Source organism: Roseobacter denitrificans OCh 114 (assembly GCF_000014045.1).
GTDB lineage: Bacteria > Pseudomonadota > Alphaproteobacteria > Rhodobacterales > Rhodobacteraceae > Roseobacter > Roseobacter denitrificans.
Genome location: NC_008209.1, coordinates 222,756 through 240,295 on the forward strand (window position 1 = coordinate 222,756; position 17,540 = coordinate 240,295).

Consider the following 17,540-nt stretch of genomic DNA (forward strand, 5'->3'; position numbering starts at 1 on the left):
CCCGAAGGGAGCAGACAAATGACCATCAAAATAGGCAATGCCCCCTGTTCATGGGGTGTGGAGTTTGCGGACGACCCGCGCAACCCCGCGTGGCGCGATGTTCTGCGTGAGAACGCCGAAGCCGGATACAAGGGCATCGAACTTGGTCCTGTGGGCTATGTCCCGGAGGACCCGGCGATACTGGCAGACGCTTTGGCGGAGTATGATCTGAGCCTGATCGGTGGCGTGGTGTTCCGCCCCTTTCATGACCCGGCGGCCTGGGATGATGTGCTGGATGCCGCGGTGCGCACCTGCAAAGCGCTCAAGGCGCATGGGGCGGAGCATCTGGTTCTGATCGATTCCACCTCGCCGCGACGGGCTGGCACTGCGGGCCGCGCGAATGATGCCGAACAGATGGACAAGGCGGAATGGAGCGCGTTTCGGGATCGCATCGCCGCCGTCGCGCGCATCGGTGCCGAAGACTACGGGCTGACCGTCGGCATGCATGCGCACGCAGCAGGCTTTCTCGATTTTGAACCCGAACTTGAGCGGCTCATGAACGAGATCGACGAGAACACGCTCAAGATATGTTTTGATACCGGCCACCATTCCTACGCGGGCTTTGACCCCGTCGCCTTTATGGAAAAACACATCGGCCGCATCAGCTACATGCATTTCAAGGACATCGATCCGGTTGTAAAAGCGGATGTCATCGCCAAGAGCACCGGGTTTTATGACGCCTGCGGGCAGGGTATCTTTTGCAACCTTGGGGACGGGGATGTGGATTTCCCAAGGGTGCGCGAAATCCTGCTGGAGAGCGGGTTTGACGGCTGGTGCACCGTCGAACAGGATTGCGACCCGACCTTGCCCGATACGGATTCGCTGCGGGATGCCAAGCTGAACCGGGCCTATCTCGAAACCATCGGTTTTAGCTGAGAAAGAAGCGGATATGACACGATTGAACTGGGGTATGATCGGCGGCGGCGAAGGCAGCCAGATTGGCCCCGCGCACCGTCTCGGCGCGCAGGCTGATGGCAATTTCGTTCTGGCGGCGGGCGCGCTGGACGTGGACGCGGAAAAAGGCAAAGCCTATGCGCAAAGCCTTGGCGTGTCGGCGCAGCGTTCCTATGCCAATTGGCAGGACATGCTGGAGGGGGAAAAGAACCACCCGGATCGGCTGGACCTGATCACCGTGGCCACGCCAAATTCCACACATTTTGAGATCACAAAGGCCTTTCTTGAGGCCGGGTTCAACGTGCTGTGCGAAAAGCCCATGACCATGACCGTAGATCAGGGCGAAGAGATCGTCCGCGTGGCGAAAGCATCCGGCAAGATCTGCGCGGTCAATTACTGCTATTCAGCCTACCCGATGGTGCGCCAGATGCGGCAGATGGTGGCCGCTGGTGAGATCGGCAAGGTGCGGCTGATCGTGACCAACTTCAGCCATGGGCACCACGGCGATGCGACGGATGCGGATAACCCGCGCGTGCGCTGGCGGTATGATCCGGCGATGGCGGGCGTGTCGGGGCAATTTGCGGATTGCGGCATTCACGCGCTGCATATGGCCAGCTTCATTGCCGGGGATGAGGTGCGCAGCCTGTCGGCGGATTTCGCTTCGACCATCGACAGCCGGGTTCTTGAGGACGATGCGATGGTGAATTTTCGCATGGAAGGCGGCACGGTCGGGCGGCTGTGGTCATCTTCGGTCGCCATTGGTCGCCAGCACGGGTTTGACATTCAGGTCTTTGGCGAAACCGGGGGCATGCGGTGGGCGTCCGAACAGCCGAACCAGGTTTTCTACACCCCCGTTGGCGGGCGCACGCAGATCATGGAAAAAGGCGAAGCAGGTCTGTCTGACGAAGCCGCGCGCCTGAGCCGTGTCGCCATTGCGCATCCCGAAGGGTTCCCGCTGGCCGTCGCCAATATCTATGTTGATCTGGCCGCCGCAATCCGCGGGCAGCGACGCGACAGCTTGCCCACGGCCGAGGATGGCCTGCGCTCCATGGCGGCGGTTTATGCTGCGGTGGACTCTGCCGTTCAGGATGGCAAATGGGTGGATGCCCGCCCACCAAGCCTGCGATGAACAAGACAGTGTCGCACCGGCGCTCGATTCACGCTGCCGTTTCCCTGTTTGTTGGGGGTCGAATTTACCGTACGTAGACGTATGATGCCGTCGTCGCGTTGGCATCTCCCATGCGTATAACAGGGGAAGCTGATGGATCATTTTGCAAACCTTCACTGGATTGAAGCGGTTGGCTGGCTGGCGTCCATCCTGACGGTCGCGTCCTATTCGGTGGCCACGATGCTGCCGCTTCGACTGCTGGCGATCGCGTCATCTGTCTGTTTCGCGGCCTATGCCTTTACCCTGCAGCTTTGGCCGCTGCTGGCGATGGAGCTGATATTGCTGCCCATCAACATCTACCGACTTTGGCAGGTTCTTGCGTTGCGTGGAAAACTGAGCCGCGCAACTGTGTCCACAGAATCGGATTTTTCCATCATCAAGGCCTATGGAAAGCGGAAGACGATCAAGGCCGGTGAGGTGGTTTTCCAGCGCGGTGATCCGGTGGATCAACTGTACTTCATCGCCAAAGGCCGGGTTTCCATCGAAGAGATGCAGGTCGATTTATGTGCTGGCGATATTTTTGGCGAAATCGCCTTCTTCACCAATACCGCCACGCGCATCGCGACGGCACGCTGCACCGAGGACACGCAGGTCTACAGCATTGATGAAAAGCATTTCATGCGTCTGCAATTCGAAGACCCCAGCTTTGGAATCGCAGTGATGCGGATCATCACGCACCGCCTGATCGAGAATGTCGGCAAGACCGTGGAACCCGCACCGGGGGCGTGACGGGTGCCGCGAGCAATCCACAGCACCGGCATAATTGCAATCAGAAGGCGCCAAACCGGGCGATCACTGATCTTTGCTGGTGTCGTTTTCTTTTTTCGGCGGTCAAACTCACCCCTCTGGTGATTGCAAACTGTGGTGAAATACGGCATCACAGCGCCAAACGAATGGCCTAATCAGCGCCAACGACCCAAGGCCCCCTGCGGAGCGAGGAAAAACAGATGGACAAGTTCACAACACTCACCGGAATCGCGGCACCGCTGCCGCTCATCAACGTCGACACGGACATGATCATCCCAAAGCAGTTTCTCAAAACCATCAAACGCTCGGGGCTTGGTGTCAATCTGTTCGACGAAATGCGCTATGATGACGACGGCAACGAGATCCCCGATTTCGTCCTGAACCAAGATGCGTACCGGAAGGCAGAGATCATCGTCGCCGGGGATAACTTCGGCTGCGGGTCCAGCCGCGAACATGCGCCTTGGGCGATCAAGGATTTTGGCATCCGCTGCGTGATTGCCCCGTCTTTTGCGGATATCTTCTATAACAACTGCTTTAAAAACGGCATCCTGCCCATTGCCCTGCCGCAAGAGCAGGTCGATGTTCTGATGAAGGATGCCGAAAAAGGTGCGAATGCGCGGATGACCGTGGACCTTGAGACGCAGACCGTCACCACGTCTGACGGTGAGGTGTTCAGCTTTGATCTGGACCCGTTCAAAAAGCGCTGCCTGATGGAAGGTCTCGACGATATCGGTCTGACGATGGAAAAGATCAGCGCGATCGACAGTTTTGAGCAAAGCGCGGCACAAGCCCGCCCTTGGGTCTGATCACCACGTAATATCGTCCATGCGTTAACCACTGTTAAAGGTTCTTGGCCTTTATGGTTAACGATATGATGTTTCTGCGGCATGCTGCCCGTTTGCGTTCGGGCTGGTTTCAAAAGACCCGTGATCTGCCGGATGCGTATCCGGAAAGTCGCGGGATTTCGAAACGTGCGCTGTCGAAACAAGAAAATCCGCATTTGGGCAGGGCGAGGCGCAGGTCGCGCGTTCGCATCGCAGTCAGCGCCCGCAGTTTACTTTTAACGGCTGCGATCAGCCTGAATGCTGCCTGCGCCTGGTCTGAAACCCTGCGCGTTGCCACGTTCAACACGGGGTTGGAGCGGAAAGGGCCCGCCCTTTTGCTGCGTGACATCGTCCGGGGAGAGGACGCGCAAATTGAAGCGGTGGCGTCGGTGTTGACCACAATCGCACCCGATATCGTTGCCCTGCAAAGCTTCGACTATGACCTGACCGGAGCGGCACTTTCCGCTTTCAGCAAGGTATTGCGTGATGTCGGCCTCGATTACCCTTATCAGTTTGCGGCGCTGCCGAATACGGGCATGCGCACCGACCTTGATATGGACGGAAACCGTCGCCGTGCCGAGGCGCGGGATGCGCAGGGCTATGGTTTTTTCTCGGGTCAGGGCGGCATGGCGATCCTGTCGAAATACCCGATTGTCACGGATGAGGTGCAGGACTTTTCGTCAATGCTCTGGCGGGATTTCCCAGGCGCCCTGCTGCCTCAAACGGCGGCAGGACCCTTTCCGTCCGAGCAGGCGCAAGCGATCCAGCGTTTGTCGACAACCGGGCACTGGGTTGTGCCCGTCGACGTGCCCGGGCTTGGTCGCGTGACGCTCATGACACTGCATGCCAGCCCGCCGGTGTTTGATGGGCCAGAGGATCGCAACGGCAAACGCAACCATGATGAGATTGTCTTTTGGCAGCGGTATCTGGACGGGAGTTTTGGCCCGGCACCGGATCGTCAGTTCGTCCTGCTGGGGGATTTCAATCAGGATCCTGTTGATGGCGAAGGTCTCAAGAACGCGATTCGTAGCCTTATCAGCGACCCGCGTTTGCAGGATGTCGAACCGACCAGCACCGGTAGCGCCGAAGCCACGGGCGACCCGTTCGATACCGCCGATTGGGATGACCCGGTGCCCGGCAACATGCGGGTTGATTACGTTTTTCCCTCGTCCGACTGGCGCGTGCAGGAAGCGGGGGTTTACTGGCCCTCGGGCCCGGCGGGGGTTGTGGCGCAAACCGCCAGTCGCCATCGCCTTGTCTGGGTTGATCTGGCGCGTTGAAGCCTTTGGCCTTCTTGACCCTGCATCGCCCACACGGTAGGGCGCTACAGACCACTTTTCAGGAGAACCGCCATGGCCAACCCTTCCCTTTTAATTCTTCCGGGTGACGGAATCGGCCCCGAAGTGATGGAGCAGGTCAAGCGCGTGATCGCATGGTTCGGCGACAAGCGCGACCTTGCGTTTGACGTCAGTGAAGACCTCGTAGGCGGTGCTGCCTATGACGCACATGGCACACCGCTGCATGACGAAACGATGGCGCGCGCGCTGCAGGTTGATGCGGTTTTGCTGGGTGCGGTTGGCGGACCTAAATACGACGATCTCGACTTCAGCGTGAAACCCGAACGCGGCTTGCTGCGCCTGCGCAAGGAAATGGACCTGTTTTCCAATCTGCGGCCTGCACAGTGTTTTGATGCGCTGGCGGATTTTTCATCCCTCAAGAAAGACGTCGTTGCGGGACTCGACATCATGATCGTGCGCGAATTGACGTCGGGTGTGTATTTCGGTGAGCCGCGCGGCATTTTTGAAGAGGGGAATGAGCGCGTCGGCGTCAACACACAGCGCTATACGGAATCCGAGATTGACCGCGTCGCACGCTCCGCATTCGAACTGGCGCGCCGTCGGAACAACAAAGTGTGCTCGATGGAAAAAGCCAATGTCATGGAAAGCGGCATCCTCTGGCGTGAGGTTGTGCAGAAAGTCCATGACGAGGATTACCCCGATGTTGAACTGAGCCATATGTACGCCGACAACGGCGCCATGCAGCTGGTGCGCGCGCCCAAGCAGTTCGATGTGATCCTCACGGACAACCTGTTTGGCGATATTCTGTCCGATTGCGCCGCGATGCTGACCGGCTCATTGGGCATGTTGCCATCGGCGAGCCTTGGCGCGCCGGCGGCGAATGGTCGGCCCAAGGCGCTTTATGAGCCGGTGCATGGGTCAGCACCCGATATCACCGGGCAGGGAAAGGCCAACCCGATTGCCTGCATCCTGAGCTTTGCGATGGCGCTGCGCTATTCCTTTGATCAGGGCGATGAGGCCGCACGGCTTGAAGCTGCCATCGAGACGGTGCTTGCCAATGGCGCGCGCACCGCAGACCTGATGGGCGAAGAAGGCGGCACACCAATCAGCACCACCGAAATGGGTGATGCGATCCTGAAGGCGCTGGACGCGAGCCTCTAAGCACAGCAGCTATGCATCCAGCGCTCTTGCTGGATCAGGGTCATCGGCCTAAAGCGTCTGGGCAGCCCGCATTTTGCGGGCCGCTTCCACGCGTATGAAAAGGTCACCGAAATGGCACGCGGACCCATGAACCCCAATGTGAAAGGCGCATCCTTCGCGCTGATCGCTTTCGCCGTTTTTGCGTTGCATGACGTGATCATCAAGGTGCTGGGGTCCAGCTATTCCCCGATTCAGATCGTGTTTTTCGGCGTGGTGTTCAGCTTTCCGCTGGCGATGCTTTACCTGTTGCGCGACACGACATCCGGCACATTGCTGCCGGTGCACCCGTGGTGGATGGCGGCGCGCACGGTCGCGGCAGTCATTACCGGGTTTTGCGCGTTTTACGCCTTTTCCGTACTGCCGCTTGCGCAGGTCTACGCCATTCTATTTGCCGCCCCCCTGCTGATTACAATTCTCGCCATCCCGATTCTTGGCGAACAGGTCAGATGGCAGCGCTGGCTTGCCGTCTTTATCGGGCTGTGCGGCGTTCTGATCGTGCTGCGCCCCGGGCAACAAGAGCTTGCCTTGGGCCATCTGGCGGCCTTGGTTTCTGCCATTTGCGGGTCATTCGCCTCCATCATCGTGCGCAAGATCGGGCGTGAGGAGCGCACGGTGGTGATCATGCTCTATCCGATGATGGCGAATTTTGTCGTGATGGCGGCCCTGCTGCCGCTTGTGTATCAGCCGATGCCGCTTGCCGATCTTGGAAAGCTGGGTGTCATTGCCGTGCTTGCATGGGTCGCCGGACGTTTTCTGATCGCTGCGTATAATTCGGGTGAAGCAGTCATTGTTGCCCCGATGCAGTATTCACAAATCCTGTGGGCGACATTCTACGGTGTCTTGTTCTTTGATGAGGTGCCGGATCTGCCCACGATAGCCGGTTCCGCGGTCATCATTGCCAGCGGTTTGTTTATCGTTCTGCGCGAAAGCAGCGCGCCGGGGTCCGAACGTCCCGTTCAACGCACGCGATCACGGGCCGAAACCGGCACCTCACCGAGGGTTTCCACCTTTCTGTCGCCCGACCGCAAGTGGGGCAGGTCGCGCAAAAAGGACACATCCAAGCCAGATGATCTGTAACCTTTTCGGCGGTTTGGCACATTCTTTAAAGGGCGGGCATCAGCAGTCGACTTGGCGACCTCGGCACCTGTGTCGGATTACTGTCCATGACCCAATCGACCTGGCTGCCCGTCGTTACGGCGGGTTATGACACTGTGATGGGTGACGTCACAGAATTGCGACGTCTTGTAATACCTGCCCATCTCCCCGTGGCCGCTGTGCGCCTTCCGATCCGCTCGTGCATTTGGCGGATCGGACGCAATGCTCTTGTTCGGTGGCCTAAGCCGCTAAACCCAGTTTTGTAACGTGGATTTCAAACGTCGGATGCATTTCGGCCCCAACGACATTCTCTTTGTGATGGCGATAGATTGAGCGCCAGTAGGGCTGAATGATCACGCCTTCGTCCTGCATGATCTTTTGCAGTTTGGCCATCACCTCGCGGCGCTGGTCCGCATCGGCAATCGCCATCGCATCCGACAACAGCGCATCAAACTCCGCATTGGCAAAGGCGCTTTCATTCCATGGCTCGCCGGACCGATAGGCCAGCGCCAGAACCTGCACACCCAAGGGGCGTTGCGCCCAGTCGGTGCTGGACAGCGGATACTTGGACCAGTCATTCCAGAAGGTGGAACCGGGCAACACGGTGCGCTTCACGTTCATGCCGGCATCACGCAGCATGGCCGCTGCGGCGTCGGTGGTATCCTTGCGCCACGTGTCGTCTATGGAAATCAGATCATGTTCGTAGTCTGCCATGCCAGCTTCTTCCATCAGGGCCATGGCGCCTGCGGGGTCAAACACCGGGGCAGGCAGTTCGGCGTACTCCGGATGGATGGGCGAGACATGGTGGTTTTCCGCTAGACGCCCGTTGTCTGAAAACCCAAGTTCCAGCAGGACCGCATTGTCTACCGCCATCGCCAGAGCACGGCGCACGCGCGCATCGGCATAGGGTTTGATACCATCGACTTCGGCCGCCTGATTGGGCCGGATGACAACGGTGTTGGCGGTGACAGCTTCGGACTTCGCAAGGCCGATATCATCCATGATAAAGATGAAATCGCCCAGGGATTCATAGACCATATCGACCTCATCCGCATCAACGGCTGCCACGATGCTCGCCTGATCGGTGCCATAATCCAGGTATTCGATGCGGTCGAGATACGCGCCCTCGCCCCACCAGTTGTGCGCCTCGTTCCTGACAAGCGCTGCTCTGACGCCGACTTCGAATTCTGCTGGCATGTAGGGGCCGGTGCCGATCGGGTTGTCGAGCGGGTCGCCGTTGAAGCTTTGGTGTACGATGGCGGCGGGATAGTCCGAAAAGCCCGCGATCAGCGTGATGTCGGGTTTTTCAAGTACCAACCGCACGGTCGCTGCGTCCTCAACGACAATCGCGCCTTCGCGGGCGACGCCTGTATCCGGATCGACAAGCGCGTCCATGCGCGACGCCATTGAATTACCCTCAACGCCTTTGTCGCACCACCTTGTGATGTTGAACGCTACATCCTCTGCGGTGAATGCGTCGCCATTATTCCACGTCACGCCCTGACGGACGGACAGAGTGTATTCGGTTGCATCCGCATTCACCTCCCACCCTTCAAGCAGCATGGGTTCGAAACTCCCGTCGATCTGATACTCAACGAGGAATTCAAGATACCCGCGCGTATAATTCGACATCTGCGGCCAATCATAGGTGCGCGGGTCCTTAAGTGCCTTTACCAATGATTCAATGCGCAATGTGCCGCCGGATAGCGCGGGGCTTGCGGCTTTCGCGGGCTTTGAAAGGCCCAGCAAACCATAGGCCGCCGCAGCGCTGACACCCAGGGATGTCGCACGGGTCAGAAACTCCCGGCGCGACAACGTGCCCGCAGCCACCTCTTGAGAATAGGTGCGGGCGGCGGGGTGGATGGTGTCAGAAAATTTCATTGAACTCTCTCTCTGGCTGTCATGGACATTCCACATGAGACAAACACGCGGGACGGTGTACCGCAAACAGATAGTTCACGGGCAGCATTTTCAAGGCAGCGGAAAGGCGCCTCTGCACAGGCTTGCCGCATGCCCGCAGGCCGACGCCATGCGCGTTTCTCCTTTAAATGGCGGGTGTCAGCGCTAACTCGTTGTTCGAGTAGCAGCGGGGCACCTGCATGATTGATCAGAACAACCCCTCCATCGGCCGGTTCGACAAGTCGTTTCTTGTCCACATGATCCGAGACTTTTTCATCGTGCTGGTGATCGTGACGGTGGTTGAGTTTTCCCTGAAGGCTGCGTTGGTCTTTTACAGTTACTACGTCGATGGGGTGGAGCAGGCGCAGCTTGTCGCCGAGGACCTTGCCGACAATGTCCGCTCGATCATGCGCAATGAAGGAGGCCCGGTCGCTGCCCGCACGATGTATCCGATCCTCGAAGAAAACTGGTCCGATCTGGGCTATGTGATCGCGATTGAACCGGCCCCGGTCACCGTGGAATCCATCGAAGAAGGTTTTGGTTTCACACCCAAAGGCATCCCGGCGGAAAACTGGCCCGACGGGCGTTTTCAGGTCCACCAGATCGATATCACCGCCGAAACCTTCTGCCTCGCCTGTCATACGCAGGCGTCGGTAGGCGATGTGTTGGGCACGGTGACGGTGCGCAATTATCTCTACCGTGATTTCAGCATCTGGTTCAAAGATGTCCGCCTGACCGCCATCCTGTCTGCGGGCAAGATCGTTCTGCATTCCCTGCTGTTGTTCCTGATCCTGCGGGCACGGTTGGAACCGCTGATGGAATTGCGCTCTGTGATCAGCAACCTTGCGCGGGCTTACGGGCGACTTGACCACCGTGCCGAGATCAGAACCTCCGACGAATTTGGTGTACTGGCGCGGGATTTGAACCTGTTTCTGGATCGGATCACCGGCATTGTGTCCGAACTGGATCTGGTGCTGGCGAAGGTTGTGAGGGCCAATGACGACATCATTTCCGTGCAAGGCAGCCTGCGTGAGACGGTGGACGATGTAGTTTCGGGGATCCGGCGCTTGGAACGTGACGCGATGCTCAGCGCGAAACGGGAACCGCGGCTGTCAAACGAATGGTTTGACGCTGTGAAAGGGTCGATCAACGCATTGGATGCAGCCCTCGACGGGGCGCAGGACGCGACCGCCGCGACCGATCTTCTCAACGCTCTCAGGCAGGTGGTCGCGAATGCCGAAGGTCAGACCGAGACGAGCGAGAAAATCTACAAGAACCTCGCCGATCTGGGCGATCAGAGCGAAACGCTCAAATCCTCGACACTGGAAATGACGCGGCTGGAAGAACGCCTGAAATCCATCATCGAAACCTGTGGTGGGTTGGTGCGCAGACTGAAGCCCGAAGGCAAATGATCCCGCCCCGTTCACCCGCGTCAGCGCTCAGCGAGGGCAGTCCGGGCATAAAGCGCAGCAGCAAAGAGCTTTACAACGCCTGCCCATTTGGTATCGATCTTACCGGTCCGGCCCCGTAGCTCAGCTGGATAGAGCACCAGATTCCTAATCTGGGGGCCGCAGGTTCAATTCCTGCCGGGGTCGCCACTTTGGTTGTCATGCGTTCTTGGCTGGTCAACGGCACTTAACGATGCGCGCGGCTTTTTCGACAGGTTGAAGCACCGGATTTAGCGCATTGCCAGCCCGCCGTTTCACCGTACTGTTAGCGCATGAACTCGCATGGTTCCGACAGTGCTTGATAGGCAGGCCTTTCGTAGGCTACCAATGCGCAACAGGACAGGAATTAGCAGTGACCAGACCCAAACACCGACCGTTGACGCTCCGAGATGTTTCTGAAGCCTGTGGAGTGTCAGAGATGACGGTCAGCCGGGTTTTGCGCAACCGCGGCGATGTTTCTGCAGCTACCCGCGAAAAGGTTCTGGCCGCGGCAAAGGCGCTTGGCTACGTGCCCAACCAGATCGCCGGATCACTGGCCTCGCAACGGGTCAATCTGGTGGCGGTCGTGATCCCGTCGCTGTCGAATATGGTCTTTCCCGAAGTGTTGACGGGGATCAACCGGACGCTTGATGACACACCGCTGCAACCTGTCGTTGGGGTGACGGATTACCTGCCGGAGAAAGAGGAACAGGTCCTCTATGAGATGCTGTCCTGGCGACCATCGGGGGTGATCATTGCCGGGCTTGAGCATTCGGACGCCACGCGCGCCATGCTCACCAATGCCGGTATTCCCGTGGTTGAAATCATGGATACCGACGGCACGCCCGTGGATTCAATGGTTGGTATCTCGCACCGGCGGGCGGGGCGGAAAATGGCCGAAGCGATCCTGAAACAAGGTTTTAGCCGGATCGGGTTTCTGGGCACGAAGATGCCGCTGGACCACCGCGCGCGCAAGCGGTTTGAGGGGTTCACCGAAGGGCTGACCAAGGCCGGGATCGAAATCGAAGACCGCGAATTCTATAACGGCGGCTCTGCGCTGGCCAAGGGGCGCGAGATGACACAAACGATGCTCGAACGTTCGCCTGATCTGGATTTCCTGTATTATTCCAATGACATGATCGGTGCGGGCGGCATGCTTTGGCTGATGGATCAGGGCGTCGATATCCCCGGAGAGGTCGGCCTCGCCGGGTTCAACGGCGTCGAACTGCTGGAGGGTTTGCCACGCCAGTTGGCGACGATGGACGCCTGCCGCGCCGAGATCGGCGAGAAAGCCGCGCAAATCATTCTGGACCGCAGTGCCGCGCTGGATACCGAAGACAGTTTCGAGCCCGAACATATCACCCTTGCGCCCAAGATTTCCTATGGTCAGACGCTGCGTCGCCACGGGCAGGGATGAACACGCTCACCCTGAGCAATACAGACGCCCGGCAGTTGTTTCTGGACCGGCATGCCCTTGCTGAAACGCCTGCCGGTGCGGCACAGGGTGATGCGCTTCTGGACCTCATCCGCAGACTTGGGTTTGTCCAGTTGGACAGCATCAACACCGTGGCGCGGGCGCATGACCTGATCCTTTTTGCGCGACGGCCCCGCTACCGTCCTGAGGCGCTCAAGTCGCTTTATGAAACAGACCACGCCCTGTTTGAGCATTGGACACATGATGCTGCAGTCATTCCGATGGAATTTTATTCTTGGTGGCAACTGCGACGGCAGCGCGACGCGGAAAAGCTGCGCAAACAGTGGAAAAACGGGCGGCGTGGCGGGTTCGAGGCGCAATTTCAAACAATCCTCGATCAAATTCGCGAGCAAGGGCCTGTCAGCTCATCCGATGTCGGGGCCGGTGAAAAACGTGGTTCAGGCGGGTGGTGGGACTGGCACCCGTCCAAGACCGCCTTGGAATACCTCTGGCGCAGCGGGGCGCTGTGCGTCGTGGGGCGGGACGGCTTCCGGAAACGCTATGACCTGACGGAGCGCGTGGTGGACGCCGCCCTGCGCGATGCGCCCCTGTCGCAGGACCGGCAGAAAGCAACGATTGACTGGTGCTGCACCGGTGCATTGGACCGTTTGGGGTTTGCGACCCCGACCGAACTGGCCGCGTTCTGGGACCACATCACCTTGGCAGAGGCAAAGGAATGGTGTGCGGCGCAGTTGGCCAAGGGGTGCTTGCAGCCTGTTCAGATCACCTGCGCTGACGGGGGTGCGCGTCACAGTTTTGCGCGCCCGGATCTCGCCGCCGATCCCGCGCTTGAACGCCGGGCGAGCAAGCGATTGCGCGTGCTCAGCCCTTTTGATCCGGCTCTGAGGGATCGCAAACGGGCGGAGCGGTTGTTTGGGTTTACGTACCGAATTGAGGTGTTTGTGCCTGAAGCAAAGCGCACATATGGCTACTATGTCTTCCCCATTCTTCAGGGTGACAAAATCATCGCCCGCGTCGATATGAAGGCCTTCCGCAATGAGGACGTGCTCCGGGTCAAAGCCCTGTGGCCCGAGCCCGGCCTGCGCTGGGGCAAGGGTCGCCAATCGGCATTCGAGGGGGAACTGACCCGTTTGACCCGACTTGCCGGCGTCAGCAAGGTCGGATTCGAAGACGGCTGGCTGCGGGCCTAGAGCGTCTGACGAAATACCTGAAACATCGAGTATCACGTAACGCGTTGAAATCCTTGATTTCAGGCAGCGTTACGCGATTCAGGTTTTTCGCATGACGCTTTAACCGGGTGGAAAAACCTTGGGGTTCAGGCTTTGATGGAACCAGTTGAGGTAGGTGTAGATCGAATAGACCGGCAGCCCCGTCGCGCGTCTGAGGTCTGCGGCATAGGGTACCATATTGGTACATTCGAGCAGGATCGCGCCCGTTTGCGGCGCCGTTTCAACCAGCGTCTGGCCCGCTGCAACAAGCTCATGCCTTGCACGCGCAACATCAAGATCGGCGCGATTTTCAAGGATCGAGCGTGCGAAATCCGACCCTTCCATCCCCACGATTGCACAGTCTTCTGGCACGGCGGCAACGCGCAGATGCGACGGGCTCAGGCTGGCTTTCGATATCGTGATGATGCCGAGATTCTTGTCGGGCGCGAGTGTCGCCTGAATTTGCGCAGCCTGCTCAAGCGCGGAGGCGGCAACCGGTACGCCGAGGGCCTGTGCCAATTGCGGGCGGATCAATGCCAGAAATCCGCATGTCGTGGCGATCCCCGTGCATCCTTCTGCGACCAGACGCTGCCCTTCCCTGACAAAGGCGCGCACGAAAGGGGCCGTGTCATCGCATACGACAGCCTGTGGCGACGCGCCCGGTACAACCGCGTATTGCACCGGAAAATCCCATGTCTGCGGGTTGCCGATATCTCCGGGGATGCGGGGGAACCTTGTGTCCAGCATCAGAATGCCGAGTTTATCCGCGCCCTTGTTGCTCATTGTGTCAGTTTGCCCGTGTAACAACCGATCATCAGTAGGTCGTGGCGGCCCGGGCCGCCTGATCATACTGCCCGGACATCAAACGCAGCAGGGTTGCCGCGCGGCTGACCTGTTCGGGTTCCAACCCCAAGTCACCCACCGCGCGCAGCAGCAAACCCTCGCGGATGTCGCGGTATCTTTCGCAGGTTTCAGCGCCCTTCTTTGTCGCGACAACGGTTTTTTCCTTGCCTTGCCGCCCATCTTTGACAAGCCCCGCCTTGATCAGCTTTTTGATCGCATAGTTGACCGTATGCGTGTCCTCCACGTTCAGGACGAGACAAATATCAGCCAGTTTCTTTGGGCGTTCGCGGTGATAGACGGAATGCAGAACCAGCACATCGAGCGCGCCGAGTTCGGGATAGCCCGCCATCGCAATGGCGCGCACCATCCAGCGGTGAAACGCGTTTCCCGCCAGCGTCAGGCCAAACTCCAACTCCGATATTTCGGCAAAAGAGCCGCTGGCAAGATGGGCAGATGACACGACCGGTCCGGGGAAGCTATCAGACATAACGCCAGCCTGCGCATCACTGACATTTTGTCAACATTTTGTTGACGTGTTGTGAAAGATTGTTCCTAATGGGGCCAAGAATCAGCCCTGAGGTGCGTCTTGTCCTATTCCTGCGTCAGTAGAAAGATGCCGCGTTGACCAAAAACGTGGTGGTCATAGGAGCGGGCATCGTCGGCGTGTCGACGGCGATCTGGCTGAAACGCGCGGGCGCGCAGGTGACAATCATCGACCGGGCAGGACCGGGTAAAGGCACATCTCACGGCAATGCCGGTGTGCTGGCCGCGGCGGCCATGGTGCCCGTGACCACGCCCGGGTTGATCAGGAAAGCACCGGGCATGCTGTTCAACCCTGATTTCCCGCTGTATCTGCGCTGGTCCTATCTGCCGAAAATCGCGCCGTGGCTGGTGAAATACCTGTCGAACGCAAATGATGCGGACACCCGGCGCATCGCGCGCGATCTGGCGCCGATTGTGACGGACAGCGTGAGCCAGCACAAGTCTCTGGTCCGCGAACTGGGGCTGGATGCGTGGGTCACTGAAAGCGATTACTGTTTTGCCTATACCGATGAGGCGGCCTTTAAAAGCGAGGCCTATGTTTGGGCGCTGCGGCGGGATGCGGGTTTTGAGCCCGAACTGATCCGCGGCGGGGACGTGCAGGACTATGAGCCCAACATCAGCCCAAGCGTGGGTCTGATCGCTGCGTTGAAAGACCACGGCTTCATCCGTGATCCCGGCGGATACGTACAGGCGCTGGCCAAGGCATTCGACGGGATGGGCGGCACAGTCATCACAGCCGAGGTCAAGGATTTCGACCTGAGCGGGGGCCGTATCAGCGGGTTGGAAACCACCGCCGGGCGGATTAACTGCGATGATGCGGTGCTTGCAACCGGCGTCTGGTCAAAACCCCTGATGAAGAAGCTCGGCCTCAACATCCCGCTGGAGTCAGAGCGCGGCTATCACATCGTATATGAAGACGCGACAGGCGGACCCGCGCGCCCCACCATGATCGCATCGGGCAAATTTGTGGCCACGCCCATGGCACAGGGTGTGCGCTGCGCCGGTATCGTCGAACTGGGTGGCCTGCATGCCGGACCTTCCGATGCGCCACTGAAATTCCTGCGCAAAAAGACCAAAGAGACCTTTCCCAACCTGAATGCCACCGCAGAGGTCGAATGGCTGGGGCACCGGCCCGCGCCGACGGACAGTCTGCCACTGATCGGGCAGATCGGCAAAACCGGCGTGTTCACGGCCTTTGGGCATCACCACATCGGCCTGACCGGTGGCCCCAAGACCGGACGGCTTGTGGCGGGGCTTGTGATGGAGCACCCTGCCAATCAGGATCTCACCGCCTATGCACCACAGAGATTCCAAAACTAAAAACCAACATGGAGAACACAATGAAAATGAAAAGAAAACTGATGGCAAGCGTCGCGACAGTGGCGCTGACGGTAACCTCTGCTGTCCCGGCTTTTGCGGCGGAAAAATGGGACATGCCGATGGCCTATTCCGCGTCCAACTTCCATTCCGAAAACGGCGTCGCCTTTGCGGAATGTGTGGGCGCGGGCACGAATGGCGAGATCACCATCGAAGTGCACGCGGGCGGGTCGCTCTTTGCCGGTGCCGACATCAAACGCGCGATCCAGACCGGGCAGGTTCAGATCGGCGAGCGTTTGCTGTCTGGTCACCAGAACGAAAGCGCCGTGTTCGGGTTTGACAGTGTTCCGTTCCTCGCACCCTCATTTGAGGACAGCGAAAAGCTCTATGCGGCGGCCAAACCTTCCATCGAAGCTCTGCTGGATGAGCAAAACCTCGAACTGCTCTACGCCGTGCCATGGCCGCCTCAGGGGCTCTATTTCAAGAAGGAAGTCAACAGTGTGGCCGATATGGCCGGTGTGAAATTCCGCTCTTACAACAATACAACCAGCCGTCTTGCCGAGTTGACGGGCATGTTGCCTGTCACCGTGGAAGCCGCAGAAATCAGCCAGGCATTTGCCACCGGCGTTGCGGAAGCAATGGTGTCGTCGGGGGCCACAGGATATGACCGCAAGGTCTGGGAAAGCCTGACCCATTTCTACGAAGTCGACGCATGGCTGCCGCGCAATTACGTGATGGTCAATCAGGATGTCTGGGCCGATGTGTCGGACGCCAACAAGGACGCAATCCGTGCCTGTGCCACCGAAGCAGAAGCCCGTGGTCTGGAAGCGTCCAAAGCCTATACGCAATTCACCATGGATGGTCTGGCCGCTGGTGGGATGACGGTGCAGCCTGCGGGCGATGCACTGATGGCGGAACTGCGCGCGATCGGTGAGACGATGACGACCGAATGGCTTGAGGCCGCGGGCGAGACCGGTGCTGCTCTCGTTGATGCCTACAAAGCGGCTCAATAAAATTCGGCGGCGGCCCCAACAACGGGCCGCCGTTCGCCAAGGAACCGGGCACGGGAGCCTTTCATGACAGCACTGCGCAAGACACTGGATTTTCTATACCATGCGGCCGGGGTTCTGGCGGCGATTTGCCTGATATCCATTCTGCTGCTGATCGTGGCGCAGATGGTGGCCCGCTGGACCGGCGAAATTTTTCCCGGCGCGCCGGATTACGCAGGCTATGCCATGGCGGCGGCGAGTTTCCTTGCCTTTGCAAATGCGCTGAACCACGGCGCGCATATCCGCGTGTCGATTGTGCTGAATGCGCTCCCCGCCGGGCCAAAGCGGCTGTTGGAAATCTGGTGTTTCGGTATCGGTGCGGCCATCGCTTGGTATTTCACCTATTACGCCTATTGGTTCGTCTACTGGTCGTGGAAGTTCAACGAAGTCAGTCAGGGACAGGACGCGACCGCGCTTTGGATTCCGCAATCCGTCATGGTGATCGGCGGCGGGCTTTTGGCGATCTCCCTGACCGACAACCTGTTCCACGTCATTTTCAAAGGGGATCACCGGATCGTGCGCGATACCGTCGATGATCATTTCGAGGTGTGAAG

At 59.0% G+C, this 17,540-nt stretch carries 16 protein-coding genes and 1 tRNA gene; 14 read left to right on the forward strand and 3 right to left on the reverse strand.

Going from position 1 to position 17,540, the window contains the following annotated elements; genetic code table 11:
- The first annotated feature begins 18 nt into the window (after positions 1 to 18).
- The 7 genes from RD1_RS01035 (at position 19) to RD1_RS01065 (ending at position 7,247) form a co-directional block, all read left to right on the forward strand.
- Complete coding sequence (locus RD1_RS01035) at positions 19 to 915, forward strand: TIM barrel protein (RefSeq protein WP_011566574.1); 897 nt, start codon at positions 19 to 21, stop codon at positions 913 to 915.
- Positions 916 to 928: 13 nt separating this feature from the next.
- Complete coding sequence (locus RD1_RS01040; protein WP_011566575.1) at positions 929 to 2,062, forward strand: Gfo/Idh/MocA family protein; 1,134 nt, start codon at positions 929 to 931, stop codon at positions 2,060 to 2,062.
- Between the two features lie 132 nt (positions 2,063 to 2,194).
- Positions 2,195 to 2,830: a Crp/Fnr family transcriptional regulator gene (locus RD1_RS01045; RefSeq protein WP_011566576.1), complete on the forward strand. Its 636-nt coding sequence runs from the start codon at positions 2,195 to 2,197 to the stop codon at positions 2,828 to 2,830.
- 218 nt (positions 2,831 to 3,048) lie between these two features.
- Entirely contained in the window at positions 3,049 to 3,654 is a 606-nt protein-coding gene (leuD, locus tag RD1_RS01050; RefSeq protein WP_011566577.1) for a 3-isopropylmalate dehydratase small subunit, read from the forward strand.
- A 65-nt stretch (positions 3,655 to 3,719) separates the two neighbouring features.
- Positions 3,720 to 4,952, forward strand: a complete 1,233-nt coding sequence (locus tag RD1_RS01055; RefSeq protein WP_105880373.1) for an endonuclease/exonuclease/phosphatase family protein — start codon at positions 3,720 to 3,722, stop codon at positions 4,950 to 4,952.
- Between the two features lie 72 nt (positions 4,953 to 5,024).
- Positions 5,025 to 6,131 carry a 3-isopropylmalate dehydrogenase gene (gene leuB, locus RD1_RS01060; RefSeq protein ID WP_011566579.1) on the forward strand — a complete coding sequence of 369 codons (1,107 nt, stop codon included), beginning with the start codon at positions 5,025 to 5,027 and terminating at the stop codon, positions 6,129 to 6,131.
- 126 nt (positions 6,132 to 6,257) lie between these two features.
- Complete coding sequence (locus tag RD1_RS01065; RefSeq protein WP_044033296.1) at positions 6,258 to 7,247, forward strand: DMT family transporter; 990 nt, start codon at positions 6,258 to 6,260, stop codon at positions 7,245 to 7,247.
- A gap of 258 nt (positions 7,248 to 7,505) precedes the next feature.
- On the opposite strand, the gene RD1_RS01070 is transcribed toward RD1_RS01065, so the two are convergent.
- Positions 7,506 to 9,146 carry an ABC transporter substrate-binding protein gene (locus tag RD1_RS01070; protein ID WP_011566581.1) on the reverse strand — a complete coding sequence of 547 codons (1,641 nt, stop codon included), beginning with the start codon at positions 9,144 to 9,146 and terminating at the stop codon, positions 7,506 to 7,508.
- Positions 9,147 to 9,364: 218 nt separating this feature from the next.
- Between RD1_RS01070 and RD1_RS01075 the strand changes: the two genes are divergently transcribed.
- The 4 genes from RD1_RS01075 (at position 9,365) to RD1_RS01090 (ending at position 13,216) form a co-directional block, all read left to right on the forward strand.
- The gene (locus tag RD1_RS01075) at positions 9,365 to 10,576 is read left to right on the forward strand and encodes a HAMP domain-containing protein (protein ID WP_011566582.1); all 1,212 of its coding nucleotides are present in this window, start codon (positions 9,365 to 9,367) and stop codon (positions 10,574 to 10,576) included.
- A gap of 109 nt (positions 10,577 to 10,685) precedes the next feature.
- Positions 10,686 to 10,762, forward strand: a tRNA-Arg gene (locus tag RD1_RS01080).
- 268 nt (positions 10,763 to 11,030) lie between these two features.
- Positions 11,031 to 12,008: a LacI family DNA-binding transcriptional regulator gene (locus RD1_RS01085; protein WP_245897158.1), complete on the forward strand. Its 978-nt coding sequence runs from the start codon at positions 11,031 to 11,033 to the stop codon at positions 12,006 to 12,008.
- On the forward strand, positions 12,005 to 13,216 hold the full coding sequence (locus RD1_RS01090; RefSeq protein WP_011566584.1) for a winged helix-turn-helix domain-containing protein: 1,212 nt from the start codon (positions 12,005 to 12,007) through the stop codon (positions 13,214 to 13,216). Before RD1_RS01085 ends, RD1_RS01090 begins: the two co-directional genes overlap by 4 nt.
- A gap of 99 nt (positions 13,217 to 13,315) precedes the next feature.
- Here the strand turns inward: RD1_RS01090 and RD1_RS01095 are convergent, their stop codons facing one another.
- On the reverse strand, positions 13,316 to 14,017 hold the full coding sequence (locus RD1_RS01095) for an aspartate/glutamate racemase family protein (RefSeq protein WP_044032862.1): 702 nt from the start codon (positions 14,015 to 14,017) through the stop codon (positions 13,316 to 13,318).
- A 31-nt stretch (positions 14,018 to 14,048) separates the two neighbouring features.
- Entirely contained in the window at positions 14,049 to 14,564 is a 516-nt protein-coding gene (locus RD1_RS01100; RefSeq protein ID WP_011566586.1) for a winged helix DNA-binding protein, read from the reverse strand.
- 134 nt (positions 14,565 to 14,698) lie between these two features.
- Here RD1_RS01100 and RD1_RS01105 point away from each other — a divergent pair, with 134 nt between their 5' ends.
- From RD1_RS01105 to RD1_RS01115, 3 genes are all read left to right on the forward strand, one after another.
- Positions 14,699 to 15,940: an NAD(P)/FAD-dependent oxidoreductase gene (locus RD1_RS01105; protein ID WP_011566587.1), complete on the forward strand. Its 1,242-nt coding sequence runs from the start codon at positions 14,699 to 14,701 to the stop codon at positions 15,938 to 15,940.
- A gap of 20 nt (positions 15,941 to 15,960) precedes the next feature.
- Positions 15,961 to 16,950: a TRAP transporter substrate-binding protein gene (locus RD1_RS01110; RefSeq protein ID WP_011566588.1), complete on the forward strand. Its 990-nt coding sequence runs from the start codon at positions 15,961 to 15,963 to the stop codon at positions 16,948 to 16,950.
- Between the two features lie 63 nt (positions 16,951 to 17,013).
- Complete coding sequence (locus tag RD1_RS01115) at positions 17,014 to 17,538, forward strand: TRAP transporter small permease (protein ID WP_011566589.1); 525 nt, start codon at positions 17,014 to 17,016, stop codon at positions 17,536 to 17,538.
- Positions 17,539 to 17,540 lie beyond the last annotated feature (2 nt).

Excerpts from the sequence above, each read along its gene's own strand:
- RD1_RS01100 (WP_011566586.1), bottom strand. The coding sequence starts at position 14,564 with ATGTCTGATAGCTTCCCCGGACCGGTCGTGTCATCTGCCCATCTTGCC.
- RD1_RS01090 (WP_011566584.1), top strand. The coding sequence starts at position 12,005 with ATGAACACGCTCACCCTGAGCAATACAGACGCCCGGCAGTTGTTTCTG.
- RD1_RS01110 (WP_011566588.1), top strand. The coding sequence starts at position 15,961 with ATGAAAATGAAAAGAAAACTGATGGCAAGCGTCGCGACAGTGGCGCTG.
- RD1_RS01085 (WP_245897158.1), top strand. The coding sequence starts at position 11,031 with ATGACGGTCAGCCGGGTTTTGCGCAACCGCGGCGATGTTTCTGCAGCT.
- RD1_RS01075 (WP_011566582.1), top strand. The coding sequence starts at position 9,365 with ATGATTGATCAGAACAACCCCTCCATCGGCCGGTTCGACAAGTCGTTT.
- RD1_RS01045 (WP_011566576.1), top strand. The coding sequence starts at position 2,195 with ATGGATCATTTTGCAAACCTTCACTGGATTGAAGCGGTTGGCTGGCTG.
- leuD (WP_011566577.1), top strand. The coding sequence starts at position 3,049 with ATGGACAAGTTCACAACACTCACCGGAATCGCGGCACCGCTGCCGCTC.
- leuB (WP_011566579.1), top strand. The coding sequence starts at position 5,025 with ATGGCCAACCCTTCCCTTTTAATTCTTCCGGGTGACGGAATCGGCCCC.
- RD1_RS01115 (WP_011566589.1), top strand. The coding sequence starts at position 17,014 with ATGACAGCACTGCGCAAGACACTGGATTTTCTATACCATGCGGCCGGG.
- RD1_RS01065 (WP_044033296.1), top strand. The coding sequence starts at position 6,258 with ATGAACCCCAATGTGAAAGGCGCATCCTTCGCGCTGATCGCTTTCGCC.
- RD1_RS01040 (WP_011566575.1), top strand. The coding sequence starts at position 929 with ATGACACGATTGAACTGGGGTATGATCGGCGGCGGCGAAGGCAGCCAG.
- RD1_RS01070 (WP_011566581.1), bottom strand. The coding sequence starts at position 9,146 with ATGAAATTTTCTGACACCATCCACCCCGCCGCCCGCACCTATTCTCAA.
- RD1_RS01055 (WP_105880373.1), top strand. The coding sequence starts at position 3,720 with ATGATGTTTCTGCGGCATGCTGCCCGTTTGCGTTCGGGCTGGTTTCAA.
- RD1_RS01035 (WP_011566574.1), top strand. The coding sequence starts at position 19 with ATGACCATCAAAATAGGCAATGCCCCCTGTTCATGGGGTGTGGAGTTT.
- RD1_RS01095 (WP_044032862.1), bottom strand. The coding sequence starts at position 14,017 with ATGAGCAACAAGGGCGCGGATAAACTCGGCATTCTGATGCTGGACACA.